The 26,332-nt window shown below is 38.0% G+C and carries 24 protein-coding genes; all 24 read right to left on the reverse strand.

The annotated features are described in order from the left end of the window. Positions 1-81: 81 nt before the first annotated feature. Positions 82-3,564: a bifunctional glycosyltransferase/CDP-glycerol:glycerophosphate glycerophosphotransferase gene (locus BPMYX0001_RS29940; protein WP_006096634.1), complete on the reverse strand. Its 3,483-nt coding sequence runs from the start codon at positions 3,562-3,564 to the stop codon at positions 82-84. A 101-nt stretch (positions 3,565-3,665) separates the two neighbouring features. Continuing rightward, positions 3,666-4,835 carry a CDP-glycerol glycerophosphotransferase family protein gene (locus tag BPMYX0001_RS22980; RefSeq protein WP_006096635.1) on the reverse strand — a complete coding sequence of 390 codons (1,170 nt, stop codon included), beginning with the start codon at positions 4,833-4,835 and terminating at the stop codon, positions 3,666-3,668. 6 nt (positions 4,836-4,841) lie between these two features. Continuing rightward, positions 4,842-5,237 (reverse strand): glycerol-3-phosphate cytidylyltransferase, encoded by a 396-nt coding sequence (gene tagD, locus BPMYX0001_RS22985; protein ID WP_006096636.1) that lies wholly within the window; start codon positions 5,235-5,237, stop codon positions 4,842-4,844. A gap of 349 nt (positions 5,238-5,586) precedes the next feature. Next, positions 5,587-6,588: a rod shape-determining protein gene (mreB, locus tag BPMYX0001_RS22990; protein WP_003202097.1), complete on the reverse strand. Its 1,002-nt coding sequence runs from the start codon at positions 6,586-6,588 to the stop codon at positions 5,587-5,589. A gap of 162 nt (positions 6,589-6,750) precedes the next feature. Continuing rightward, a complete protein-coding gene (gene spoIIID / locus BPMYX0001_RS22995) occupies positions 6,751-7,023 on the reverse strand; it encodes a sporulation transcriptional regulator SpoIIID (protein ID WP_018781193.1) in 273 nt (90 codons plus the stop codon). Positions 7,024-7,352: 329 nt separating this feature from the next. Next, positions 7,353-7,487 carry a hypothetical protein gene (locus BPMYX0001_RS31400; protein WP_042511388.1) on the reverse strand — a complete coding sequence of 45 codons (135 nt, stop codon included), beginning with the start codon at positions 7,485-7,487 and terminating at the stop codon, positions 7,353-7,355. Positions 7,488-7,628: 141 nt separating this feature from the next. Then, the gene (gene spoIIQ, locus BPMYX0001_RS23000; RefSeq protein WP_006096638.1) at positions 7,629-8,642 is read right to left on the reverse strand and encodes a stage II sporulation protein SpoIIQ; all 1,014 of its coding nucleotides are present in this window, start codon (positions 8,640-8,642) and stop codon (positions 7,629-7,631) included. Between the two features lie 162 nt (positions 8,643-8,804). Then, on the reverse strand, positions 8,805-9,512 hold the full coding sequence (locus BPMYX0001_RS23005) for an ABC transporter permease (protein WP_006096639.1): 708 nt from the start codon (positions 9,510-9,512) through the stop codon (positions 8,805-8,807). Beyond that, positions 9,512-10,354 carry an ABC transporter ATP-binding protein gene (locus BPMYX0001_RS23010; protein WP_006096640.1) on the reverse strand — a complete coding sequence of 281 codons (843 nt, stop codon included), beginning with the start codon at positions 10,352-10,354 and terminating at the stop codon, positions 9,512-9,514. Before BPMYX0001_RS23010 ends, BPMYX0001_RS23005 begins: the two co-directional genes overlap by 1 nt. Positions 10,355-10,542: 188 nt before the next feature. Next, positions 10,543-11,550: a LytTR family transcriptional regulator DNA-binding domain-containing protein gene (locus BPMYX0001_RS23015; RefSeq protein WP_003202086.1), complete on the reverse strand. Its 1,008-nt coding sequence runs from the start codon at positions 11,548-11,550 to the stop codon at positions 10,543-10,545. Positions 11,551-11,675: 125 nt separating this feature from the next. Further along, positions 11,676-13,292 (reverse strand): long-chain fatty acid--CoA ligase, encoded by a 1,617-nt coding sequence (locus BPMYX0001_RS23020; RefSeq protein WP_006096641.1) that lies wholly within the window; start codon positions 13,290-13,292, stop codon positions 11,676-11,678. 241 nt (positions 13,293-13,533) lie between these two features. Continuing rightward, a complete protein-coding gene (gene spoIID / locus BPMYX0001_RS23025) occupies positions 13,534-14,547 on the reverse strand; it encodes a stage II sporulation protein D (protein WP_006096642.1) in 1,014 nt (337 codons plus the stop codon). Between the two features lie 248 nt (positions 14,548-14,795). After that, on the reverse strand, positions 14,796-16,100 hold the full coding sequence (murA, locus tag BPMYX0001_RS23030; RefSeq protein ID WP_003209210.1) for a UDP-N-acetylglucosamine 1-carboxyvinyltransferase: 1,305 nt from the start codon (positions 16,098-16,100) through the stop codon (positions 14,796-14,798). Between the two features lie 35 nt (positions 16,101-16,135). Further along, positions 16,136-16,843, reverse strand: a complete 708-nt coding sequence (locus BPMYX0001_RS23035) for a YwmB family TATA-box binding protein (protein WP_006096643.1) — start codon at positions 16,841-16,843, stop codon at positions 16,136-16,138. Between the two features lie 52 nt (positions 16,844-16,895). Continuing rightward, complete coding sequence (locus BPMYX0001_RS23040) at positions 16,896-17,132, reverse strand: DUF1146 family protein (protein ID WP_003202077.1); 237 nt, start codon at positions 17,130-17,132, stop codon at positions 16,896-16,898. A gap of 261 nt (positions 17,133-17,393) precedes the next feature. Further along, entirely contained in the window at positions 17,394-18,908 is a 1,515-nt protein-coding gene (nuoN, locus tag BPMYX0001_RS23045) for an NADH-quinone oxidoreductase subunit NuoN (protein WP_033799730.1), read from the reverse strand. Between the two features lie 7 nt (positions 18,909-18,915). Further along, positions 18,916-20,418 carry an NADH-quinone oxidoreductase subunit M gene (locus BPMYX0001_RS23050; RefSeq protein WP_033799257.1) on the reverse strand — a complete coding sequence of 501 codons (1,503 nt, stop codon included), beginning with the start codon at positions 20,416-20,418 and terminating at the stop codon, positions 18,916-18,918. Next, entirely contained in the window at positions 20,415-22,277 is a 1,863-nt protein-coding gene (gene nuoL / locus BPMYX0001_RS23055) for an NADH-quinone oxidoreductase subunit L (RefSeq protein WP_006096646.1), read from the reverse strand. The genes BPMYX0001_RS23050 and nuoL overlap by 4 nt, the downstream gene beginning before the upstream one ends. A 29-nt stretch (positions 22,278-22,306) precedes the next feature. After that, a complete protein-coding gene (nuoK, locus tag BPMYX0001_RS23060; RefSeq protein ID WP_018764934.1) occupies positions 22,307-22,621 on the reverse strand; it encodes an NADH-quinone oxidoreductase subunit NuoK in 315 nt (104 codons plus the stop codon). Further along, positions 22,614-23,138, reverse strand: a complete 525-nt coding sequence (locus BPMYX0001_RS23065; protein ID WP_016112671.1) for an NADH-quinone oxidoreductase subunit J — start codon at positions 23,136-23,138, stop codon at positions 22,614-22,616. The genes nuoK and BPMYX0001_RS23065 overlap by 8 nt, the downstream gene beginning before the upstream one ends. Further along, a complete protein-coding gene (nuoI, locus tag BPMYX0001_RS23070) occupies positions 23,135-23,554 on the reverse strand; it encodes an NADH-quinone oxidoreductase subunit NuoI (RefSeq protein ID WP_003202066.1) in 420 nt (139 codons plus the stop codon). The genes BPMYX0001_RS23065 and nuoI overlap by 4 nt, the downstream gene beginning before the upstream one ends. A gap of 25 nt (positions 23,555-23,579) precedes the next feature. Beyond that, positions 23,580-24,581: an NADH-quinone oxidoreductase subunit NuoH gene (gene nuoH / locus BPMYX0001_RS23075; RefSeq protein ID WP_033799258.1), complete on the reverse strand. Its 1,002-nt coding sequence runs from the start codon at positions 24,579-24,581 to the stop codon at positions 23,580-23,582. Next, positions 24,581-25,681 carry an NADH-quinone oxidoreductase subunit NuoD gene (gene nuoD / locus BPMYX0001_RS23080; RefSeq protein WP_003209223.1) on the reverse strand — a complete coding sequence of 367 codons (1,101 nt, stop codon included), beginning with the start codon at positions 25,679-25,681 and terminating at the stop codon, positions 24,581-24,583. The genes nuoH and nuoD overlap by 1 nt, the downstream gene beginning before the upstream one ends. Positions 25,682-25,685: 4 nt before the next feature. Continuing rightward, positions 25,686-26,332, reverse strand: a 647-nt coding sequence (locus BPMYX0001_RS23085; RefSeq protein WP_244268551.1) for an NADH-quinone oxidoreductase subunit C, incomplete at its 5' end; no start/stop codon positions are given.

Below are 26,332 nucleotides of genomic sequence, written 5' to 3' on the forward strand. Positions count from 1 at the left end.
CAAATCATAATATAAATGTTCCTCTGCCCTAAAGTCTTAGATTATTTCTTAGACTCCCTATATTCAACTTTCAAGCCAATTTTAAAACAATTCGTTAACAATTTTTTCAGATGCTCTTCCATCATCAAATTGATTATATTTTTCTTGAAAACGTATGATTCTCTCTTGATACTTTTTTGAGAATGTAGCAATATCCTGAATTTCTTTTACAAGTGTCTCTGTATCTTCGATAAGTGGACCTGGTGCCTCTTCTTCAAAGTCAACATACATACCTCGTAATTTATTTTTATAATTATCATAATCGTACGTGTAAAATAGCATTGGTTTATTTAATAATGAATAATCAAACATAACTGATGAATAGTCAGTAATCAAAATATCAGCTATTAAATACATATCTCGAATATCATCATAATGACTATAATCGTAAGCAAAACCTTCGTACTCACTTAATGAGAATCCTTTTTTCGAAAAATGATGTAGCTTAACAATAAATATATACTCATCACCAAAATTTTGTTTTAGTTGATTCAGATTTATAGGCATTCTAAATTTACCCTTTGTTCTCCATGTTGGAACGTAAACAATCACTTTTTTATCTACAGGTATACCCATCTTTTCTTTGATTTTATTAATACTCTCTTTATTATTATCGCTAAATAATTTATCATTTCTCGGATAACCAACTTTTAAAAACTTATTATTGAAATCATATGCGCTTTTGGCAATATCAGAAACATAATCACTTGGAACTGATAAATAATCCCAACGGTGACATCTTCTTAAAAACTTCTCCTTCTGAACTTCACCAACGACTTCTCCTGGTGCATCTAAACCTAAAGTTTTTAACGGTGTTCCATGCATCGTCTGAATTTCAGTTACATTTTTACGCTTTTCATAAAAATCAGGGAAGTTTACATTGTTTACAAAATGTTTAGCTGTTGCCAAATGATAATAATACTTTAACGAATTAATTCTAACTGTTTCTGCGTTTCCTGGTACATTTGTATGATGATCTCTTAAAAACCAAACTGTTTTGTAGTCTTTTTTATATTCATCAATATACTCATAGACAGCTCTTGGATTACATTCGAAATTTTTGCCCCAATAAGATTCAAATACTACATCTTTCTTTTTCAAAGGTAATAATCTCATTAAAGGATATAGCACTTTTCTAATTACCTCTTGCCTTCTTGGACCCCTTTCAATCCACTTCCACTCAGGTTCCACTCTCAATGTTAAAAGATTAGTATTCTTTGAACGGTAAATTACATATTTATAATCTTGAAAAATTGTTCGAACACTATCCATATTTTCTTTCTTAAATTCTATTCTACTTTCTAAATTCTTTTGTCCAGTTGTCTTTAACTTTAACTGCCAACGTCCACTTTCAAACATAGATACCTTGTCTTTATATAATGGAAATTCAAAATATAAAAGTGTATGTCCCTTATTGATTTCAGACTTACTCATTTTCATATTTATCTGTTCTTGTCCATTCATTTTTTCAATCATTAAATTGTGTTCAATATTTTCCCTGTCAATGCCAAGATAAAAATTGTTTGCAACTTTAATGCTCAGCTCAACTCTGTTATTAACAATTTTTAATGTTTCTACTTTAGGGAAGAATTTATCCAGTCTAACTAGCAAGTTCCCTGCTGAGCTGTGATCAATTTCTACTTCATTTACACCAATACTACTAATTTCATTGAATTGAATTGGCATAAGAGTTAAAGGATTTTTCTCTCCATTTTCAACAATATGTCCAAACCATTCCCCACGGTCTTTTACCTTGCTTAACTTAGATACCTCTATTTTTGCCATAAATGCATTTGTATTATCTGTTTTTTGTAAAGGTTTTATAATAGACTTTCTTAGCTCATAATTAATAAGTAATAGCTTTGAGTTTTCAAATGAGAATAAAGTATTTCCTTCAAAGATTAAATGCTTCTTATTTCTATATATTTTTTTCACTGTCGATTTTGTTTGATTCACTTCTAAGCGAATATCCCATGCAGCATTATACTTTGGATAAATAATATTCCCATCAAAAACCCTGTACTTAGGCTTTGTTTTTAAACCAGCAACTGGTTGTCCTAATCTAACTGTTCTCTCAACTCCATCGTTTTTAATAGAATAGAAAATATAATATTTATCATTTGTTAACTCGTAAGATTTTATAATATCATCAAAGTTGATTTTAATTTCAAATCCTGACCAGTTGTAGTTAAATGCTCTTTTTAAAGGAATCTTTGAACTTATAGCTATACCCATTTTGGCTGTAATGTCTGTTCGTTTATGAATTGTTACATCTTTCACCGGAATTCTAATCGAGCCTTGCTCATCACTAATGAAGACACTGATCTCAGCATCAGATTTTCTTTTCACATTTAAATTTTTGATATAAGCATAACCTTTAACCTCTAGACAATTTCCGTTCCAACTTGCACTTTCTACTCTTTTAACTGTCTCAAATTCTTCCTCCAATATTCTTAATTCCATTGGTAATTGATCAATATACGGGTAATCGGCAACATAAACATCATTCTTTTTAATTGGTTTAGAATTTTTCAATTCAGTTTTTTGAAACTCTAATAACTGTAATAACTTTTGTTTCTCATTATTTTGCACCAGCTGATACTTTAACCGATCAATAACTTTTAATCTCTTAAAAACTGACATATCTACATTTTTCAGATACTCCGATACACTCTTAAAATACGTGTCTATATACTCTTCATCAGCTCTATCAAGTTGGTTAAGGTATACTAGTAAATCAATACTAAGATATTTAAAATCTTTTTCTTCCTTTACTAGTCCATCAATATTATTTTCACTAAAATGTTGATCTACCATTCCTAAGGCTTTCAAACGATCTGTTAAATTATTAATATCTGTTCTTTGCTGTGTAATAGATTGATCACCAGCATCCCGCGCTCTCCATTTATATACAATACTTGTTAATACATCTACACTTTTTGCTTTAAAATGCGCTGGAATTGTTACCGGAATATCCTCATATAACATTCCTTCTGGAAATTGAAATTCATGTTCTTCCCAGAAACTAACTTTATAGATTTTGTTCCATGCAGTTGTATCGTACAGTAATTCTGGCGACTCAGTAATATGTGTTTTTAGCTTATTTTCACTAAATACTTTTTTATGTAATACAGATGGAAATTCTTTTGTAGAGTTGAATCTTATAACATTTCCTATGATAAAATCCGAACCAGTTTGTAAAACTGTATTCATCATGGCTTTATATGAGCCCGTAGGAATAATGTCATCTGAATCAACAAATGTAACATAATCCCCTGTAATAAATTCATACCCGAAGTTTCTAGCTTTCCCTAGGCCACCATTAGATTTTTTAAACGCATGAAAGTTTTCATACTTATCAGCATACTGAAACATAATATCAGAGCTATTATCTTGTGAACCATCATCAACCATAATTACTTCATAATTGTTATATGCTTGCTCCAATAGTGAATCAAGGCACTCTTCTAAATAACCTTCTACGTTGTAAATAGGTACTACTATACTTAATTTAGGTAAAACCATTAAATTAACTCCCTTTATAAATATTAATATCTTAACGACTTCTCCAATTGAACGGACATCAAAAAGCCTAGCACATTAACTTTTAAATAGATATTTACCAATTACACTTCACGATTAAATAAATAGTTAACTAATTTTTCACTTGAATTCCCTTGAGAATATTTATTCCACTTCAACTTAAAACCTTTTAAGACTTCCATATCAAACGAATTGCTTTTAATAACCTGGATTAATTCACTGGTATTGTACACAATTGATCCTGGAACAGTGGTTGTGTAATCTCCAATAATTCCTCTTTTTTTCGTATACTTCTTCAAATCATATGAGAAAAAGACCATTGGCTTATTTAAAAGACAGAACTCAAAAGGAACAGATGAATAATCTGTTACCAAAATATCTGTTACTAAAAATAGATCATTTATATTGGGATACAGCGAATAATCATATAAAAATCCTGTATACTTATCCTTATACTCCAACTTATTTCTTACTGCCGGATGGAGCTTGATTAAAACGATATACTCATCTTTTAGTGCTTTATACATAGCTTCCATATCCAAATGCAAATCAAAATCTAATAACTCTTTATCTCTAAAGGTTGGAGCATATAAAATGATCTTCTTACTTTTTAAAGTCGGATTTATTAATAGAATATTGTCTTTAATTTCTCTCTTGCGCTGTTCATAAAAAAACAAATCGGTTCTCGGAATACCTGTTTTTAATATCCTGTCGTCCGATAACCCAAAAGCATCCTTATAAATGCTTGCAAGAGCATCCGAACCTACAACAATCTTATGAAAATTTCTATAAACATCAAGAAAGCGCTTTTGAGCTCGTAGGCTCCTTTTATTAAAAGAAGGTGCCAACAATCCAAATTTTTTTATAGCACCTGCTGCGTGCCAAATTTGAATACATTGCACCCCCTTTTTAAATTTAACTTTCGCTAATGATCCGAAATAATTATCAATAATAACATATTGGGAAGTAGACAAATGATAGATTGATTTAATTGTATGAAGGATATTTTTCGTTTCAAATTTAAAAGACTTCACATTCGAGTAGCTATCCACTTCATATTTACATGTAGATTTATATAAGAAAATTACCTCACAATCAATTTTTTTCCGTTTCATTTCATCATAAATAAAAATGAGATTTTCTCCATAAGACATAATGAAAGTTACTTTTCTTTTTACTGGGAAAATTTTCATGATGCTATGTAAAATTTTAAATAAAATAAGATATATTTCTACGCTAATTTCTCTAATCATCTAAGTTTATCTAGCAACTTGCACTAGTTCCTTTTTTATTTTTGTAGTAGAAATTCCAGCTGTACGTGGTAAATATACAACTTCACAGTATTCATCTAATTCATCAAATTCCCCTTCCCAATCATCACCCATAACAAAAATATCTACATCATGATTAACAACATCTTTTGCTTTCTGCTCCCAATTATGTTCAGGAATTACTTCATCCACATACCGAACCGCTTCTAGAATCATTTTACGATTCTCATAGCTATGATAAGATTTTTTATTTTTTAATTTGTTAAATTCATCTGAAGAAACGGCGACAATTAAATAATCTCCTAAATCTTTCGCTCTCTTCAATAAGTTAATATGTCCCCAGTGCAATAAATCGAAAGTTCCATATGTAATAACCTTTTTCATGATCGTGCCCCCTGTGAAATGTTATTATTTTATAATTATTTAGTTTAGAAGTATATTTAAATTAGAGCTTCTCCTACGCCTATGAATGGTAAGAACGACTCAAATTCACCAATGTAAATCCAAAACAAATTTACATAGATTTTACATTGAGTTCACACGAAATTCACAAAGATGATTATAACATAATTTTTATTTACAAACTATGACAATAACCTAACAACTATTGTCACATCCGGCACAAGAAAACGCTTTCTTAATTGGTGTTACAAACCTCCTCTTACTTTCTTTTATTTACAAAAAAAGTGCGAAGGAACTAGTTCCTTCGCACTTTTTACTACCCTTTATATGACTATTTCAACATACGACGTGGCAATTTATCAATATTCTCTAACATAATGCCTGTACCAACAGCAACACAGTGCATTGGGTTTTCAGCGATTAGTACTGGTACTTTTAATTCTTCTGCTAGAAGCATGTCGATACCATGTAATAATGCGCCTCCGCCCGTTAAGATCACACCGCGGTCAATGATGTCTGCAGATAGTTCTGGTGGTGTACGCTCTAATACACCTTTTGCAGCTTGTACAATGACAGCCGCATTTTCTTTTAATGCTTCTGTAACCTCTTCTGAACATACTGTGATTGTACGTGGTAAGCCCGTTACCATGTCACGTCCGCGAATTTCAAGTTCTTCACTACGTGCACCTGGGAATACTGTACCGACTTTAATTTTAATATCTTCTGATGTGCGTTCTCCGATTAATAGCTTATACTTACGTTTAATATAGTTTAAGATCTCCATATCAAACTTGTCGCCAGCCATTTTGATAGAGGAGGAGGTAACAATATCACCCATTGAAAGCACGGCAATATCTGTTGTACCTCCACCGATATCAACAACCATATTTCCGCTCGGTTGGAAGATTTCCATACCGGCACCAACAGCAGCTACTTTTGGTTCTTCTTCTAAGAATACTGTTTTACCACCTGAGCGTTCAGCAGCTTCACGAATTGCTTTTTGTTCTACAGATGTAATGTTTGTTGGACAACAAATTAAAATGCGAGGTTTTGAAAAGAAGCTCTTCACGTCCAGCTTGTTAATAAAATGCTTTAACATTGCTTCTGTAATTTCGAAATCTGCAATTACACCATCTTTAAGCGGACGAATCGCTACAATATTACCAGGTGTACGTCCTACCATACTTCTTGCTTCTTCACCTACCGCTAATACTCTTCCAGTATTGCGATCAATTGCTACAACAGACGGTTCGTTTAAAACGATCCCTTTACCCTTTACATGAATTAATACGTTAGCTGTGCCTAGGTCAATTCCGATATCTCTCGCAAACATTCCTGTGTTTTCCTCCTTGATATTCAAAATCAGGTTGTACCCGAATTCTTTTACACCTAATTTCTGATTTTATCATAAATTTAACGAAAACGTAATATTTGAAAAGATAATTCTTCTGAAAAATGTTCCGTCATGACCAAGGAATGTTTGCCGTATAATGAATTATTGCTGCACGATTCTTTCTGTATCTTCTTTTCGGTACTTCTGCTTCGTCGCTTCCCCGCCTCTTAGGTGGCGAATCGACTTATGATAATCAAGAATTTCTTTCACTTCATTTGCGAGCTCTGGATTAATCTCTGGTAAACGTTCTGTTAAATCTTTATGGACTGTACTCTTTGATACCCCAAATTCTTTTGCAATCACACGAACTGTTTTTCTTGTCTCCACGATATACTTGCCAATCTTGATAGTTCTCTCTTTGATGTAATCGTGCACACCACTCGCCTCCCTAAATTGGATGTGAGAAGTGTGAAATGAGACTCGCTGCATATGACTAAGAAGTAAATTTGAGTGCTGTTTGTAAACTTTAAACATTCTGGAATTTATAATGAAATGACCCACGATTTCTCACCTCAAACACTCTCTTTGCATTGGTTTATATCATTGTATTGCCCGCACTACTGATATATGCTACAAGTTCGGTATTTTTACGGACTAAGTTAAGAAAAATTACAAATTCGTGTGAGAAATACGTTAACAATGACAATTTTCACTTGATGGATTGCCCTACAAAAACCAAAGAATGACGCCTCTTGTCAAAGGCGTCATTCTTCATGATCACATTCTTCTTCTAATAATTGATGGTGGGGAACTTCTTTCTTACTGGCAATGTAATAATATAAAGTAAATAAAATAAACAACAAAATAAGGGCAATCGACAGAACAAATACAAATGACAGAGTAATCCCCTCCTTTTCTTAATATATATTCGAGAATTCCGTCAAATTTCCTTGTTATTGCTATTTCCCTCTCGAAATGAATCATTTTTATATAAAAATAAAAAAATCAACTCCCTAGTGAGAGCTGATTTTTTCGTTTTATTATTCTTGTGTAGAAGAAGAATCGCTAGATGATTCCGTAGAACCATTTGTTGATTTTTCTTCTTTTTTACCTTTTTCATCAGCTGCGCCATTTGTTGATTTCTCTTCTTTTTTACCTTTTTCGTCAGCTGAACCGCTTGTTGATTTCTCTTCTTTTTTACCTTTTTCGTCAGCTGAACCGCTTGTTGATTTCTCTTCTTTTTTACCTTTTTCATCAGCAGAACCGCTTGTTGATTTCTCTTCTTTTTTACCTTTTTCATCAGCTGAACCGCTTGTTGATTTCTCTTCTTTTTTACCTTTTTCATCAGCAGAACCATTTGTTTCTTTTGCTGCTCCTGCTTCTGCTTTTACGTCTGTCGCAAGTTTGTTAAGGTAACGCTCTGGATTGACAGCTACATTATCTTTACGAACTTCAAAGTGTACATGAGAACCTGCTTCCTTATTCATTGCACTTAGACCGGATTTTCCTAATACTTCACCTTGTGCAACTTTTGCACCTTTTTCTACTTTTACACTGCCCAAGCTTTGATAAGATGTTGCAAGACCATTTCCGTTATCCACTGTTACGACATAACCGAGAAGCGAATCTTTTTCAGCTTTTGTTACTGTACCACTTAAAGCAGCTGTAACATCGAATTCTTTTCCATTTTTCGCAGCAACATCGATTCCTTTATTAGGAGAATATGTGTTGTTATAAAAGACAAGTGCTTGTTCTTGCTCCTCTTCTGCTGCTCCATCTTCATAAAACTTCTTCTTCACAACAACATCTACATTCTTTGCAGCTGGCATTTTCACAACTTCTGAAGACTTTGTTACTGGTACTACTGGATTTTCCGTTTGACCATACGGCGCACTTTGCTCTTTATTAGGCGCTTTCTTTGGATTAGCTGCCTGGAACCATAGAGCAACCGTCAAGATTACCGCTGCACATGCAATATAGATTGCCGGAAATACCCACCGTTTTTGAAATAAATGAACTACCTTTTGCGACTTTTTATTATTCCTTCCTCGCATTCTATCATCACCTCAGCAATCATTTTGAACAATATTCATTCATCCTATACAACCTATAACTAATTACTTTTCGACAAAATCTGTAAAAATATGTATAGGAATTGCGAAATTTCCGAGGAAATGATAGAAAAAAGAAAAAACTGAGCGGATTGGCTCAGTTTTTTAGTCTAGTTGTTTCTTTTTGTAAACGAAGAGGCAAACAATAATTGAAATGACTAACCAAATAGAGACATTGATTAGATCTGCAGCAATTGCAGAGAAGCCTTTCCCCTCCACAACACTTACGAACGCTTCAAAAATATGATTAGTCGGTAAATACGATAGTATGTTTTTCAAAATGTCATTTTTTATAACATTACTTAAAATTGGAGTCATGAGTAAGACCATTGCAACCGGTGATGCAATAACAGAAACTTGCACTAAATTTTTAGCTAAAAGAGCGATAATTGTCCCACATATGATGAACACTAATGTTCCTAATAACATTAACAGAAACATGAACAACATATTCCCTTGTAAAACATCTAGTATAAATAAATTAAGAAAACTTATAACAAACGTTAAAACAATGATTGGTAGTGCTTTTCCAATAATGATTTCAAATGGAGAAGCAGGAGATAGCATAAGCACTCGTAACGTATGTTTCTCCTTCTCTTCCGCAATAAGAGTTGCCTGTGAGATTGTTGTAACCATACATAATATCATGACGATTACAAAGCCTCCCATAAACTCCTTCCCTTGTCCCATTTGCTTATAAAACAATGCCAATCCAAGTGGTAAAATCGCCATTAATAATATTTGTGCGTTATTCTTCAAATCCTGCATCTCTTTCCGTAAAATCGCCGATACACGTCTCATTGAAAATGTCATTATAATCCCCTCCCAGTTACTTCAATAAAGATATCTCCTAGTGTTGGCTCATAAGAATGAATCGATAATAATTCACCATTTTTCATCCACTCAGAAATACATTTTGCGCCTAATTCGTCTTTTTTCACTGTTTCTTTTTTCTTATCCTTTAGCACGACTTCGATCTTGTCTTTCGCGTATTGAAGTCTTAAATTTTCTGGTGTATCAAGTGCTACAATTTCCCCTCCACATAAGAAAGCAATGCGGTCACAAAGCGTTTCTGCTTCATCCATATTGTGCGTCGTTAAGAAAATCGTTGTTCCTTCTCTATTTAGGTCCTTTAAGATGTTATGAATGTTTTGGACGTTGACTGGATCAAGTGCTGATGTTGGTTCATCTAAGAAGAGAATATCCGGTTTATGCAGAATTGCTCGTGCTAGCGTAACGCGCTGCTTCATCCCTTTTGATAATTTTTTGACTGGTGTTTTTTTATCTTCTAATAAGTTCACTTGGGATAGTACTTCATCAATTCTTTCTTTAGGACAATCGTATAAGTCGCAAAATAATAGTAAGTTATCATAAATGCTAAGTCTTTCATATAGACCACTGTTATCTGTTAAAATACCAATTCGTTTGTAATCGATGCTGTTTGGACCTGTAATATCTTTTCCTAGTACTTTCACTTTTCCAACACTGTGAAGCAATTGGGAAGTTAAAATTTTCACTGTTGTTGTTTTCCCTGATCCACTTGGTCCTAGAAACCCGAAGATTTCTCCTTGCTTTACTTCAATACTTACATTTCGAAGTGCTGTTTTTTCATTAAAGGTTTTCATTACATCCTTCATTTCAATTGCCAATGTCATTTTGTCATCCCCTTTGTTTTTCTTCTATAGATAATTTCGCTTCAGCGACTCGTTTGCCGCCTCGGCTTGTTGTGTTCGCTGTTCTTGGCTCAATCATATGAAAAACAAAGGGGTTACGCAGTAAAATACCGGTAAAAGGAGTCTTTTTACCGGTGAATGAATCCTATTTTCCGCTTACTGGAGCATCATTATAGTCCAATGACACCTTTTAATTCATCCATTCGACCTTTAGAAAGTGGAATAGAGCTTTTTCGTTCATCATCCAAGATTAAGCTAAAGCTATTACGAGTCCAAGTAATCACTTCTCGTACGCGCTGTAAGTTAACAAGATAAGAGCGGTGACATCGAAAGAATCCAAAACCTTTTAATCTTTCTTCTAACTCACTTAATGTTAACGCACATACAAAGTCCCCTTCGCGAACATGAATATGCGTTGTTCCATTTTGCGTTTCAATAAAATGAATTTCCATCGGATCAAGCAAAATGATTTTATCGTTCACTTTTGCTGGGATTCTTTCGAGCTTCATTTGCGGAATCATTTGAACGATATTTTCTTGATCTATCTCTTCCCCTTCTTCTTGTTCGATTTCTACTTTTTTAACGCCATCTGGATTTAATACATACACATCTTCTGTTAAAGAAAGTGCATCTGATAAAAAGGATGATGTAATAAAGATGGCCTTCCCTTGTTCTTTCATCTTCATAATTGCTTTTCGAATGATAATTGTGCTCTCTATATCTACATTTTGCTCTGGCTCTTCAAAAATAATTAAATCCGGATTATGAATCATGACCCGCCCAATGTGAAGACGGCGTTTTTCAGAAAATGATAGCTTTTCAATTTTGACGTTCATTTTATCTAGTAAACCAACATACTGGACAACTTCTTCTATGCTAATATTCGAGTCATACAATCCGGATAAAAAGGCGAAGTATTCTTTTACTTTTAAGCGGTTATATGCCTCATCTTTTAAAAAACAAAAACCAATGCGCGAGTAGACTTGCTTTTGAATCGGTTCCCCGTCAAATAAAACACTTCCAGCCGATGCCTCTTCTTCACCGATTATAATGCGGTGTAAAATCTTCGCCGTATGATTGTTACATTGCAGCACAACACATTGCCCTTTTTCAATTTCAAGCTGAATCGCCTGCAACTGGTTCGTCTTACCCAATTGTTTTAACTCCAATAACGCCATGTTTTCTCCTCCAGATGAGTTTTTATCTCATTATACCAAACAGTTAATGGAAGATTATGATATTTATCTCAAAAATAAAAAGGAGCTAAATTAGCTCCTTTTTGATTGATTTTAACATACAACTATTACTGCTGCTTCACCATATAACTTTTCAGCTGATCACGAAGTGCCCTTTTCAGGAATTTCCCGACAGATGTTTTTGGAATCTCTTCCACGAATAAAATGTCATCCGGCATCCACCATTTCGGGAACTGGTCTTCTAATAATGCATAGAGCTCCTCTTGTTCTACTGTTTGTCCTTCTTTTAAGACAACGCAGGCAACAGGGCGTTCTTGCCATTTTTCATGTGGCACGGCAACGACAGATGCCTCTAGTACTTTGTCATGTGCCATTAAAGCGTTCTCTAAATCAACGGAGGAAATCCATTCACCGCCGCTTTTAATTAAATCTTTCGTACGGTCAGCAATTTTAATAAACCCTTCTGGATCAACAGTTACAATATCTCCTGTATGTAACCAGCCATCCTGCATGGAATCTGCTGTACGTTCATCGTTATAATAACTACCCGCAATCCACGGTCCGCGCAGGCAAAGCTCTCCCATTTCTTCACCATCCCATTTGATCTCCCCTTCTTGACCAATTACCTTCATTTCAAGGCCTGGGAATAAGTATCCTTGGCGGGAGCGTAGTTCATAATATTCTTCTTTCGGTAAATCGCGCTGATATGACTTTGGACAGTTAATTACAACAGCTGGGCTTGTTTCTGTCATTCCATATATTTGCCTAAAAGCAATTCCATATTTCTCCTCATATGTGCGAATCATGCTTCCTGGTGCTGCTGATCCACCTGACCATATCGTACGAATACTACTAATATCATACGGATATTTTTCAAGCTCTTGCAGTAACCCAATCCAAATTGTTGGTACACCAGCAGTAATTGTCACTTTCTCACGCTCAATAAGCTGAGCTAATATTTCCGGTGTAAAGTGTGGTCCTGGTAAGACGAGCTTTGTGCCGAACCATGTACCTGCAAACGGAAGCCCCCATGCGTTTACATGGAACATCGGAACGACAGGCATACAAGTGTCTACTTCTGATAGATTCCCGCCGTCCACAAGGCCGAGCGTATAACTATGGAGTGCAATACTACGGTGTGTATACACAACGCCTTTCGGTTTTCCGGTCGTTGCGGAAGTATAGCACATACCCGCAGGTTCTTTTTCATCTAAGTCTGTTATGAATGGGAATGTTTCGTCGCCTTCTTCGAGTAGTTTGTCGTAATGATATACTGGTGATAGTGTTGTGTGAGGTAGTTCGTGATCATCTGTCATAATAATAAATGCTTTCACATGAGGAATTTCGTGTTGAATACTTTCTAATACAGGAACCATATCTTCATCAACGAGAATGATTTTATCTTCAGCATGGTTAATGATATAAGAAATATGCTCTGCGGAGAGCCGTAAGTTAATCGTATGTAACACCGCCCCAATTCCTGGAATTGCAAAATATGCTTCCAAATGGCGGTGATGATTCCAAGCGATTGTTCCAACTTTGTCCCCTCTATCAATCCCCATTTTATTTAGTACTCTAGCAAGCCGTCTTGTCCGCTTCGCAATCTCTCCGTATGTTAATATTTGAATACGCGATGCAGTGCGCGAAACAACTTCCTTTTTTGAAAAATATTTCTCCGCTCGTTCCATCATTGCTGGAATGAGAAGTGGTACATCCATCATCATATTTCATGCCCCCTGTTATTATTTTATATATACACATACAACTGTATTATAACACAACAAAACGAGACAAAAGCCGTTAACATTTCTTTCGTTTTCTACAAATAATGACAAAAGGAGCTCATTGGGATGAGCTCCTTTGTTGTCAAATAATCACTAAGTTTTGTCGAACGGTTGATATATTCCAAAAAGCGCCGATATATTTTCAAACGAGCAGCGCCCAACTGTCAGTAACCCTTAAGCATCAGTTCTTCGCCATTAACTTTCCTTCATACTCGTTTAGCGTTTTAATTTCGATACCTTTATAGTAATGAGCAACAATATCCGTATATCCTTTTCCTTCTTTCGCCATTCCATTGGCACCATACTGGCTCATGCCAACGCCATGGCCGAAACCTTTCGTTGTGACGACAATGCTCTTTCCTTGTTGTTTCCATGTAAAGTCAGAGGAGCGTAATCCCAGTTTTGTTCTTACTTCTTTCCCTGTTAATACCTTTCCTTGAAACTCTACATCCTTCACCCGTTTTCCTTCTGTACGGTCTTTAATATTACCGACTTTTCCATTTGCAAGCACCTTTACGCCAAGACGCTTTTGAAAATCATCTACAGTAAAAGTTTGCTCACTCGCAAATTTTGGAGAAGCTTGATCCCATGGACTGTCTACGCTTTTTAAATATGGTAAGTCGCTCCCCCAGTAGTCTGCAGCATTTTCTGTATAACCGTTACTTGTTGAGAAGAAGGACGCCGTAATGGGACTACCATCATAGGTTAAAACTTGTCCGGCTGTTTTAGACACAGCTTCTTCAATCTTCTTCAAATTTTTCTCATAATCTTTGCCCCATGTCTTCTTTAGCTCTTCTTTACTGTTGTACACTTGATCATTAACCGTATCTGTCACATCCGCATTGTTTTTCTTACTTCCGCCTAGCATACGCTGTACAATAAATGTTCTCGCTGCCAATGCCTGTGCTTTTAATGCCTCCATTTCAAAGCTAGCATTCATCTCAGAAGCTACTACACCTGTAACATACTCTTCCATCGGCATCGTTTCTACCTTCTTTTGTGCATTACGATACACAGTAACTTGGACAGCAGTATTTACCTTTTTAGGAGCTGGCACACTTTGCATGGCTGGAGGATGTTCGGGCGGCTGACTTACTTTCGCTTTCGTAAACGGAATAACAAGTACGGTCGGTACAATAATGACGAGCGCCACTAAGAGCGCCATTGTAATGAAAAGTGGCTTTGAAATTTTCATCTTTTTCCCCCACTATGAAATTAGACTCATTTCATTCTTATGGAACGTGACAAGCTTTTAGAACATATCGGGAGGAACTTCTGCAAAGGGAAAATATAAAGTACTGATATGACAGGATGCAATCTCAAAGGAAAGAATTTTCTAAATTTTTCAGGTGGACAGGCATAAAAAAGGAATTTGTTGACTATAACAATAATAGCCCAATAAAAATAGCCTCTATGTCAAAAAGACATAGAGACTACTCAAACTTAAGCGTGAAGGTCAGAAACTTGTTGCTTCGTCACTTCTTCTACTTTTTCATTTACACGTTCAATTGTTGCACCTAATGCAGCTAGTTTCTCATGGAAGTTTACATATCCACGATCAAGGTGTTTTAATTCTGTTACACGTGTGTAACCATCTGATACTAAACCAGCTAGAATTAATGCCGCTGCAGCACGTAAGTCAGTTGCTGCTACTTCTGCACCTTGTAAGTTGTTAGGTCCATTCATAATAACAGAACGGCCTTCAATTTTGATGTCTGCATTCATACGACGGAATTCTTCCACATGCATGAAGCGGTTTTCAAATACCGTTTCTGTAATCATGCTTGTTCCATCCGCATGTAATAACAATGCCATCATTTGTGATTGCATGTCTGTTGGGAAACCTGGATGAGGCATTGTTTTAATATCAACGGCTTTTAATTTACTTGGGCCGATAACACGTACGCCTTCGTTTTCCTCAATAACCTTAACACCCATTTCTTCCATTTTCGCTGTGATAGAACGTAAATGTTCTGGTACAGCATTTTCAATTAAGATGTCTCCACCAGTAATTGCTGCTGCAACCATAAACGTTCCTGCTTCAATACGGTCAGGAATAATAGAATGGTGTGCACCATATAATTTATCAACGCCTTCGATACGAATCGTTCCAGTTCCAGCTCCGCGTACTTTTGCTCCCATTGCATTTAAGAAGTTAGCTAAGTCAACGATTTCTGGTTCTTTTGCTGCGTTTTCAAGTACTGTTGTCCCTTTTGCTAATGTAGCAGCAGACATAATGTTTTCTGTTGCACCTACGCTTGGGAAGTCTAAGTAAATTTTCGCGCCTTGTAATTGTCCATCTACATAAGCTTCAACAAAGCCATTACCAACTTTTACTTTCGCTCCCATTGCTTCGAAGCCTTTTAAATGTTGGTCAATTGGACGTGAACCAATTGCACATCCACCAGGAAGTGCAATACGAGCACGACCATTACGTGCTAATAGTGGTCCCATTACTTGAACGGACGCACGCATTTTACGTACATATTCAAATGGTGCTTCAATATTTAACTCCTTTGAAGCATCAATTGTTACTTGGTTATTTTCAAATACGACTTCAGCATTTAAATGACGTAATACCTCATTAATTGTGTATACATCAGACAAAACTGGTACTTCAGATAGTACATTCTTTCCGTCACTCGCTAATAGGGCTGCAGCGATTATAGGTAATACAGCATTTTTTGCGCCCTCAACACGCACTGTGCCATTCAACCGCTTTCCGCCACGGACGATGATTTTTTCCAATTTATTCCCCTCCGTGTCCTTTTTTCAATATCTATTCAATACTCAGAAGTTATGATCGGTGTGCCAACCACAATTGTATCTTTACTGTCTGTAGAGCGTATTGCTATTTGCACATTGATTTTCTCTCTATTTGTTGAAAGAGCGTCATTCCACTTTTTATTATATGCGGAGACTGACACAAATGCTCTTTCTTCTATCTTCTCGATCGCTCTTGCTGAAAGATCTTTCAAAACCTGATTGGTTTTATTTTGCAAAACACCTTCAATCTTATCACTCAGTACACCTTGAACACAAGTGTAAATTGTAGGTTTTGTACTAAAAATTTTATCCATTTCCCGAATGCTTTTAGGGTCCCATTTTGACCCGCTTACTTCAAAGATAATGAAAGTGTTTTCTTTACTATTTTCCTTACTCCAAGTTACTACTATTCGTTCTTCATAAGAAGAAAATTTTTTGTATGCTGTTGCTTTATATCCATCATGAGATGTTTCCAATTCCCATTTTTGAATATCCGCTTTTTCTTTCACTTCATTTAACAATTTTTGAAACGTATGTATATTAGAAATGGTTCTGGTTTCTCGTGCTAACCATGACCACTGCTCTACCTCTGCTCCATTTTTTTCAAGAGCTGCGATCATACTCTCCATTTTCCCTTCGTCACTTACGGGCTTTATCTCTTTATACCCGACCAAGAATACGACAATACTTACGACAACAATAAGAATTGTTTTTAAGCTTTTCAAGTTTCATCCCCTCCTATCCCCATTGTTAACGGAGATATGAGGTTCTATACACTTACTTGACTAAATACGTTAAACTCTTCGAATACCCTAAATAATCAAGAAAAAAGTTGCTGACAGATGTCCCAATGGCAATCGTAACAAGAATGAGTAAAATCCTCGTCTGCAATACCTTTCCAGATTTCATCAGGCGTTCAATATGGATACCTTGTAAGGCCCACCACGTAATGGTAATAAACAATAAATGCGAAACAATCGCAATCAGTGCTTGTTGCCCTAAAAGTTGCGCCAAAAAAATCGACTCCTTTTGTTTGGCTTACCATCATCTAGGATGCAAAACGATCCCATATAAATGGAAACCACACTTTTTCCCGCCCAAACAGGCAGTATAAAGTATCCCTCTGAAAGAAGGGCACTACCTATTAGAGTTTACTTTGTTCGAGCATCACATTCGTGAAGGATAAGGTCTCGCGCTAACGAAAGTTTCACTTTGCCCCTCTCATTGCTCCACAATAAAAAGCGTAGAGCGATGACTCTACACTTTTTGTTTTCACTATTGTACCACGTTCCCTGTGAAGAAGAAATCTTTCATCAATGGAAAATATTCATAAAAGAAATTGTAGCCAATTGCCGGTAGAATTCCGAGTAATACAGTTGCAATTAAACAAAAACTAATGACGACTTTCAAATTGATTGGTAAGTGTACCGGATCTTCTTCACTACTCTTTCGAAAGAACATTTGCTGCAAAATACGGAAATAATATACAAACGAGATAATCGTTGTGCCCATCATGACTGATGCCAGCACGTAATGGGCTGGACTAGCAGTGAAGGCACTTAAGAAAATATTAACCTTTCCGATAAAACCAGCTGTTCCTGGAATTCCTGCCAAAGACAGAATGAAAATGGTCATCGCTGCAGAGGCAAACGGAGAGCGTTTGTATAAACCAGAGAAAATTGTGAAATTTTCCTTTCCGCTTTGTAAGATTAATCCGTGGATGACTGCAAAAGCTCCTATATTCATTAACAGGTATGCCAACATATAAAACCACATACTATCCATTGTAAATGGTGATAACGCTACAAGCGGAACGAGTAAATATCCAGCGTGTGCTATGCCAGAATAGGCGAATAGACGCTTTACGCTGTATTGCTTGAGTGCCACTACATTACCAATGATCATTGTAATAATAGCGAGCACGGCAATATATACGCTCATGTTAGCAAATACTGTTTGCTCACTTCCATGAACAGGTATAGCGCCGAATACCATAAGGAACAATCTTATCATCATAATAAAACCGGCGATTTTAGAAATTGTCCCGAGGAAAGTTGTAACAGGTGTCACGGCCCCTTCATATACGTCTGGTGCCCACATATGAAACGGCACCGTCGCAATTTTAAAGGACAGCCCAACAAACAGAAGCAAGAAAGCAAGCGATAACAAAAGTTGAATGCTGCCATCCACACCTTGCATGAGAACTTCCTGCATACCAATAATATTAGTAGCCCCCGTAATGCCGTATAAGTAACTCATTCCAAAGAGCGTAATAGCCGTCCCAATTCCGCCATTAATAACATATTTCATCGCCGCTTCATTCGAAGCACGATTTGTCTTTCGAATCCCAACTAAAATGTACGAAGACAGTGATAACAACTCTAGGCCAATAAAGAGCGTAATAAAGTCGACGCTAGACGCCATAAACATCGCACCGAGAACTGCCATTAAAAATAAATAATAGTATTCCCCTTTATCTTGAATCGGCTCTTTTTTATCATCGCTCATCGCCATACATAAAACGAGGATGGCTCCAATTAATAGTAACGTTTTAAACCCTTTTGAAAATCCATCTAGTACAAACGAACCACTTAAAATGTCTCCAGCCGGTTCACCATACAATGTAATTAATGCGATTAGCGATAGCACTGCCGCTCCAATCGCCCCAAGCCCTAAATACTTACGATCAAACTTTAGAAATAAATCAAGAAGCGAGAGAAGGATGGCCGCTCCAAGAATGATGAACTCCGGTACCATTAAATGCCAAGATAAGCTAAGTAATGTATTCATATCCATCCTACCTCACCCCCAATATTTTCACTGTGTATTGCAGCGGCGTCCCTAACAGTTCTGGCATAATACCAATTGCAAGAATACAAGTGAGCAAGAGCACAATCGGAACGTATTCCCAGCCGCGGACATCCGGCCTCGCTGCCAATTCCTTCTTTCCAAATGTCACTTGAAGCGTAGCCCTTAGGACATATACCGCTGTTAAAATGATGCCAAGCGCACCGATCGCCGCGAGCATTGGCTTCCCTTGAAATAGTCCGAGGAATGCAAGAAACTCACTAACAAACCCAGACATGCCCGGAAGGCCAAGCGAAGCCATGCTTCCTGCTAATAAGAAACCACTTAACACAGGAACTTGTTTTGCGAGGCCACCAAGCTTCGTAATGTCAGACGTGCCAAAACGCCCCTCAATCATGCCGAGCAAGCAAAATAGTAGCGCTGCAATTAAACCGTGAGATACGACTTGAAATAGCGCTCCCTTCATACCGGCTGCATTCAGTGCCCCAAGTCCCATTAAAACGATTCCCATATGCGAAATACTGGAATAAGCGAGTACCTTTCGAAAATCTGTTTGAATGATCGCTAGAAAAGCACCGTATAGCAAGTTGATTACCCCTAAAATCGCCAGTAGCATCGCAAAGTCTTGAAACTGCTCCGGGAATAGCCCCTTCCCAAAGCGAACGATGCCGTATGCTCCAATCTTGAGCAGAACACCCGCATGGAGCATCACCGCAGCAGGATGGGCCTCGACATGCACATTCACCATCCAGCGATGCAAAGGGAATACCGGTAGCTTAATAGCAAAGGCTATCATAAGTGCAATGAATAAACCGAGCTGCAATGAACTTGAAATATCGCCCAGAAGCGCCGTGTCCACCCCAGTCAAAATATCTTTTAAATCTGCAATATTTGTTGTACCCGTTTTTGCAAAGAGGATAGAGAAAACAATGAGTAAAATCGCTGATCCAATTCCGTTATAAATCAAATAACTATAGGCAGCTTTTTCACTGTTCAATTTCCCCCACTTTCCAATAAGCAAAAACATCGGTGGTAATGTAATTTCAAAGAAGACAAAGAATAGAAGTAAATTTTCTGCTGCAAAGACACCGAGCATCCCAATTTCAAGTGTTAACAAAAGCATGTAAAAACCTTTTATATTTTTTTGAATGGAAAAGGCAGTAATCGCCGCAAGTGTTGCTAAAAGCGCCGTGAGTATCATCATCACAAGCGAAAAGCCATCGATACCAAGCTCATAGTAAATAGAAAACAACTTTTCATCTACGCCCGGAAAATGTCCGAATTGAATCCATTTCACCTTTTCAGCAAACATCGTTAAGCTCTTTCCGGAAGCATATGTACTAGCCAGAACAATCGCGATGCCAAGCGGAAGAATTGTTCCGAACAAACCGAGGACTCGCACTGCACGCACTTCCGTTTTCGGTGTTAACGTAAGTAAGAGAATCCCTAGAAGCGGGGAGAAAATGAAGAATGATAATAATAATGCATTCATTGCCAATACCCCCCCGTATATAACAGAATGACAACTAATGTCGCCACGGAAACAGCCACTGCGGTTCCGTATACTTGTACGTTTCCGTTTTGAAGTTTAGAACCAACAATGCTTGCCCCTCTCACAATACCTCTGATTAACTGGGCGATTCCTTCCACAATATAGACCTCACATAAGTGAAGCACATAAGCGATTCCTTTTACGAGCGGGAGCACAGTCACACTATACAGTTCATCTACATAATATTTTTCCTTAAGGTGGCTATATAGGACTGTTTCTTTTCCGCCATCCCGATCTCTAGAAATAGATCGTTTCCCATAGATAAGATATGCCGCGAGAATGCCCGCAAACGAAACGAGTGTCGCAACAATCATAATCCACACCGGACCATGACTTTGCTCTACTTGGAACGGGACATTCTTTGTAAGCCAGTCCCCAAGAAACGTGCCAAACCAAGGCGTATTGATATACCCTGCCAAAACTGCAAGAATACCAAGGACAATCATCGGAAATGTCATGACGCGCGGAGATTCATGCACATCCTCTTCTTTCTTCGCCTCTCCTGTAAAAACGAGAAAGTATAACCGGAACATGTAAAACGCCGTTAAAAATGCTGCGAGAACCGCAAGGACAAACAAAACATAATTGCCGTGCATCCACGTCGCCGCCAAAATTTCATCCTTACTAAAAAAACCTGAGAAGAGCGGGACACCACTAATTGCTAGCGTGCCGATTAAGAAGAGTAGCCCCGTCACTTTCATTTTCTTCTGCAATCCGCCCATTTCATTAATGTTTTGCGTATGCACCGCATGAATGACGCTTCCTGCCGCTAAGAAAAGCAATGCTTTAAAGAAAGCATGTGTCGTTAAATGAAAGACTCCAGCAACGTATCCTGCCGAGCCAAGCGCGAGCATCATATAGCCGAGCTGGCTCACTGTTGAATATGCGAGGACTCTTTTTATATCCGTTTGTACGAGGCCAATGGACGCAGCAAAGATTGCAGTAAAGGCGCCAACAACCGCGACTGTTTGCATCGCTGCAGGACTTGCAGAGAATAGCGGAAACATCGTTGCCACTAAGTACACACCTGCTGCAACCATCGTTGCCGCGTGAATGAGCGCAGATACAGGCGTTGGCCCTTCCATCGCATCCGGTAGCCACGTATGAAGCGGAAACTGACCTGATTTCCCCATGGCACCAATAAAGATCAAGATTGCCGTGAGCGTTATCATAGTAGGTGATATGTCTCCCATTTTCATCGCTTTAAAGATTACTTCATATTCAAAGCTACCAGCCTGCCAGAAGAGTAAAATCATCCCGATAAATAAACCTACATCTCCAATACGCGTCATAATAAATGCTTTTTTCGCAGCAGCCTTCGCTTCCTCTTTAAAGAAATAGAAACCAATTAGTAAAAACGAGCCAAGTCCAACTAATTCCCAAAATATATAAAGCTGTAGTAAATTCGTCGAGATAACAAGCCCGAGCATCGCAAATGTAAAGAGCCCTAAATACGCATAAAATACGGGCAACCTCTCATCACCATGCATATACCCTTTTGAATACACATGTACAAGGAAGCTAACGAGTGTCACAATAAAAAGCATCAAAGCATTTAATGCGTTAATCTCAAAACCAAACGAAAGATCCACATCACCAATTCGGAGCCATAACCACTGATGCTTTACTGTTTCTGATGAAAACCGTTCTATTAATACAGTCGCCGCACCCACAAAGGAAAGAAATGTGAGAAAGATACCAAGTAAGCTGCTTCCTTCTCTCAATTTTTCCCCAAACATAACGAGCAAAAAAAACGAGGTAAGTGGGAAAAGCGGTATGAGCCATGCATAATCGATCATTGTTTCCTTCCCCCTTTTCGGTCACAATGCTAACCCTTAAGCGAATCCATTTCATCTACGTTAACTGTTGCATGTTTACGATATAACGCAATTAATATTGCAAGTCCAACTGCTGCTTCAGCTGCGGCAACAGACATCGTAAACAGTGAAAAGATTTGTCCTGTTAAGTTCGGAAAAAAACCTAATTTACTAAAGGCGACTAGGTTTAAATTCGCCGCATTTAACATCAGTTCAATACAAACTAAAACAATGACCGTATTCCGCTTTGTTAAAGCCCCGAATAAACCAATGCAAAACAGAATAATGGCAAGAGCTAAGTAGGCGGAAGTTGGAACACTACTCATTGGAATCCCCCTCTTTCTCATCCTTCTTCGCAAGTACAATTGCCCCAACAAGTGCAACAAGTAAAATAACCGACGTTAATTCAAATGGAATGACATATTTCGAATATAAGAGTGTACCAATTTGAAGTGTGTTTTGTTCATGAAGTGGTACACTTCCTTGTACACTTCGATTTGTAAAATCTATATTATTAACAGCGAAATACATCACCCCGCCAAACACTACTACTGCGAAGAAAATGAGCCATTTACGAAAACTAAAACTAGATTCATTTTCAGCGTCATGTTTCGTTAACATAATGCCAAAAATCATAATAATCGTAATCGCCCCGGAATAAATTAAGATTTGCGCTACTCCAACAAACTCTGCCGATAATAGAAAATACAATCCCGCAATGCTAAGAAACGTAAACACAAGAGCGAGCATCATATGCATGACTTTCGTTAAGTTCAGCATAAGAATACCACCGATAATTGCCGTTAAGGATAGTAAAAAAAACGCTATCAACTCGCCGTTCATGCTTTATTCTCCTTTCTGACGTTCTCATCATTTTCATCTAGCCACTGCAAATTTTTAAACAAATCATCACGCGTATACTCCGCTAGCTCAAAATTGTTTGTCATAACGATTGCCTCTGTTGGACAAACCTCTGTACATAAATCGCACAGAATACAAATTTCAAAGTTAATATCGTACGTATCAATGATTTTTCCTTTTTTCGCCGGATCCGGATGCTTCTTCCCTGTTAGTTGAATACAGTCGGTTGGGCAGATGTTGGCACATTGGTTACAAACAATACACTTTTCTGGATAAAATTTTTGAATCCCTCGAAAGCGATCTGGTAGTGGCAATGGTTGATTGGGATAATCGTACGTTACTTTTTTCTTACTTAAGTTGCTAAGCGTATACTTTAATCCTTTAAATAGTCCTTTCATATCTTAGTGGCACCCCCCTCATGGATTAGAAGAACAACTCCTTAATCAATGCCGTTAAGAAAATGTTCGCAAGTGCGATTGGCAATAATACCTTCCAGCCAAACTCCATTAATTGATCGCCCCTGATACGTGGAAACGTAACGCGGAACCAAATTAAGAGAAAGACCACCGAGCTAAACTTTAAGGCAAACCATACAGCTCCAGGAATAAAACCAAGGAACATAACTGGATTCCATCCTCCTAGGAAGAGCACCGTAATGAGCGAAGCCATTCCAAAGAAGTATACATATTCAGAAAGCATAAAGAATGCCCAGCGAAACCCCGAATACTCTGTATGATATCCAGAAACAAGTTCCGATTCCGCCTCTGGTAAGTCAAACGGCGTCCGGTTCAACTCTGCAACCGCTGCGATTAAGAAAATTACAAAACCGATTGGCTGTGCGAAAATGTACCAAACCTTCTCCTGCGCCGCTACAATTTCATTTAAATTCAGACTGCCAGCTAATAAGACAACACCAATGACGCTCATTACAAGTGGAATTTCATAGGAAATCATTTGCGCTGCCGCACGCATCCCGCCTAAAAGTGAATATTTATTGTTTGATGCCCATCCCCCGGTCACAACACCAATCGTTGTAATCCCTGATACAGCAATATAGTAAAGAAGCCCGACTCCAATATCTGCAAACTGAAATTTATCCGTAAATGGAATGACTGCAAGCACCATAAAAGCTGGTGCAAATGCAATAACAGGTGCCAATATAAACAGCGGCTTATCTGCGGCTTTCGGAATGCTATCTTCTTTTAATAAAAGCTTTAAAACGTCAGCAACTGTTTGCAGTAAACCGAATCTGCCGCCGACCTGGTTCGGACCAATCCGCCCTTGCATAAATCCCATCACTTTTCGCTCTGCTAAAATCCCATATGTAACAAATCCAAGGACAGCAAATAAAAGAAGCACCGCTAACCCAAAAAAGATGAAAAAATTTGTCCAGCTTGCCGATGACTCTAAGAGCCGCTCTATCATCACCCATCAACCTCCCCAAGCACAATATCAACGCCACCTAAAATCGTAATTAAGTTCGCGATATTTTCGCCCTTCAAAAGCTTCGGTAAAATTTGAAGGTTGTAGAAAGATGGCCTGCGGAACTTTAAGCGATACGGCTCTTTCTTTCCTTCACTAGCAATATAACAGCCAATTTCTCCGCGCGGCGACTCGATCCGGACAAATACCTCGCCCTTTGGTGCCTTAATAATTTTCGGCACTTTCGCCAACACTGGCCCTTCTGATGGGAATTGCTCAGCCGCCTGCTCAATAATTTTGAGAGACTCCTCAATCTCCTCCATCCGACAAACGTAACGATCCCAAGCATCCCCCACGTTTCCTACCGGAATATCAAAATCAAAGCGATCATAAATAGAGTACGGTTCATCCTTGCGAAGATCCCACTTCACACCTGTGCAGCGTAAATTTGCCCCGCTAAGCGAATAAGAAAGCGCATCTTCCGCGCTATATATTCCAACGCCCTTCACACGATTCAAGAAAATTTCGTTTCCGCTCACAAGGTCGTGATAGCCTTTCAATTGCTCCCTCATATATGGAACAAACTCACGGACCTTTCGGATCCAGCCATCTGGAGCATCCCATTTTACACCGCCCACTCGCATGTAATTAAACGTTAGCCGCGCACCACAGAGTTCATTTAAGAGATTAATAATCATCTCCCTCTCCCGGAATGCATATAGAAACGGACTAACCGCTCCAATATCAAGAAGGTTTGTTCCCCACCAAACGAGGTGACTCGCAACGCGGCCAAGCTCCATTGCAAGTACTCGCAAATATTCTGCACGCTCTGGAATTTCAAGGCCCATCATTGTCTCAACAGCGTGACAAATCACATAGTTATTCGTCATCGCTGATAAATAGTCCATTCGATCTGTATAAGGAATAATTTGTGTATACTGCAAGCTCTCTGCGATTTTCTCTGTTCCACGGTGTAAATACCCAATGACAGGTGTAGCCTCCTTAATAATTTCCCCATCAATTTTAATAACAAGCCTAAATACACCGTGCGTACTCGGGTGCTGCGGTCCTACATTTAAAAGCATTTCTTCTGTACGGATCATAATGCTACACCTCCACATCCAAAGGCTCATAATCTTTTCGAAGCGGATAACCCGCCCAATCATCTGGCATTAAAATACGCGTTAAATTGGGATGACCTTCAAAGACAACACCAAGCAAATCATACGCTTCTCGCTCTGGCCAGTTCGCCCCGTGCCATAGCGGCGCAATCGATGCTACCCGCGGCGCCTCCCTATCTACCTTCACCTTCACTGCTACAGATTGACGCTTTCCATATGAAAACAAATGGACATACACTTCCATATGTGTAACGAAATCCGTCGCATGTAACTCCGACATATAATCAAAGGCAAGTCCTTCATGACACTTTAATAATTCCATCACTTCATAGTAATTCTTCGGCTCAACAACAAGCGTTGGTACATCTTTTGAAAGTTTATTAATATAGTAATCTACTAATGAATGTTCGCCTGTCTTCTCCTTAATAATCTTTACATAAGCATCTAAATATGGCTGATTCGGTGATGTTTCTTCCTGCCCCGGCTCTTCTTCCTTCTTACCCGCAGCACCTTTTGCCTTGGCAGCAGCTGCCGCCTTTGCTTTCGCCACTGCAATTGCCTTTGCCTTTTCATCGTTAGATGGCGCTCCGCCTTCTGTTGCTTTTTGTTTTGCCAATGCGGCTGCCTTTGCTT

Origin of the sequence: Bacillus pseudomycoides DSM 12442 (genome assembly GCF_000161455.1) — a bacterium.
Lineage (GTDB): Bacteria > Bacillota > Bacilli > Bacillales > Bacillaceae_G > Bacillus_A > Bacillus_A pseudomycoides.

What these genes read in the sequence shown, in the direction of transcription:
- BPMYX0001_RS29940 (WP_006096634.1), bottom strand. Translation starts at nt 3,564, where the DNA reads ATGGTTTTACCTAAATTAAGTATAGTAGTACCTATTTACAACGTAGAA.
- BPMYX0001_RS22980 (WP_006096635.1), bottom strand. Translation starts at nt 4,835, where the DNA reads ATGATTAGAGAAATTAGCGTAGAAATATATCTTATTTTATTTAAAATT.
- tagD (WP_006096636.1), bottom strand. Translation starts at nt 5,237, where the DNA reads ATGAAAAAGGTTATTACATATGGAACTTTCGATTTATTGCACTGGGGA.
- mreB (WP_003202097.1), bottom strand. Translation starts at nt 6,588, where the DNA reads ATGTTTGCGAGAGATATCGGAATTGACCTAGGCACAGCTAACGTATTA.
- spoIIQ (WP_006096638.1), bottom strand. Translation starts at nt 8,642, where the DNA reads ATGCGAGGAAGGAATAATAAAAAGTCGCAAAAGGTAGTTCATTTATTT.
- BPMYX0001_RS23005 (WP_006096639.1), bottom strand. Translation starts at nt 9,512, where the DNA reads ATGACATTTTCAATGAGACGTGTATCGGCGATTTTACGGAAAGAGATG.
- BPMYX0001_RS23010 (WP_006096640.1), bottom strand. Translation starts at nt 10,354, where the DNA reads ATGACATTGGCAATTGAAATGAAGGATGTAATGAAAACCTTTAATGAA.
- BPMYX0001_RS23015 (WP_003202086.1), bottom strand. Translation starts at nt 11,550, where the DNA reads ATGGCGTTATTGGAGTTAAAACAATTGGGTAAGACGAACCAGTTGCAG.
- BPMYX0001_RS23020 (WP_006096641.1), bottom strand. Translation starts at nt 13,292, where the DNA reads ATGATGATGGATGTACCACTTCTCATTCCAGCAATGATGGAACGAGCG.
- spoIID (WP_006096642.1), bottom strand. Translation starts at nt 14,547, where the DNA reads ATGAAAATTTCAAAGCCACTTTTCATTACAATGGCGCTCTTAGTGGCG.
- nuoN (WP_033799730.1), bottom strand. Translation starts at nt 18,908, where the DNA reads ATGAATACATTACTTAGCTTATCTTGGCATTTAATGGTACCGGAGTTC.
- BPMYX0001_RS23050 (WP_033799257.1), bottom strand. Translation starts at nt 20,418, where the DNA reads ATGAATGCATTATTATTATCATTCTTCATTTTCTCCCCGCTTCTAGGG.
- nuoL (WP_006096646.1), bottom strand. Translation starts at nt 22,277, where the DNA reads ATGATCGATTATGCATGGCTCATACCGCTTTTCCCACTTACCTCGTTT.
- nuoK (WP_018764934.1), bottom strand. Translation starts at nt 22,621, where the DNA reads ATGAGTAGTGTTCCAACTTCCGCCTACTTAGCTCTTGCCATTATTCTG.
- BPMYX0001_RS23065 (WP_016112671.1), bottom strand. Translation starts at nt 23,138, where the DNA reads ATGAACGGCGAGTTGATAGCGTTTTTTTTACTATCCTTAACGGCAATT.
- nuoI (WP_003202066.1), bottom strand. Translation starts at nt 23,554, where the DNA reads ATGAAAGGACTATTTAAAGGATTAAAGTATACGCTTAGCAACTTAAGT.
- nuoH (WP_033799258.1), bottom strand. Translation starts at nt 24,581, where the DNA reads ATGATAGAGCGGCTCTTAGAGTCATCGGCAAGCTGGACAAATTTTTTC.
- nuoD (WP_003209223.1), bottom strand. Translation starts at nt 25,681, where the DNA reads ATGATCCGTACAGAAGAAATGCTTTTAAATGTAGGACCGCAGCACCCG.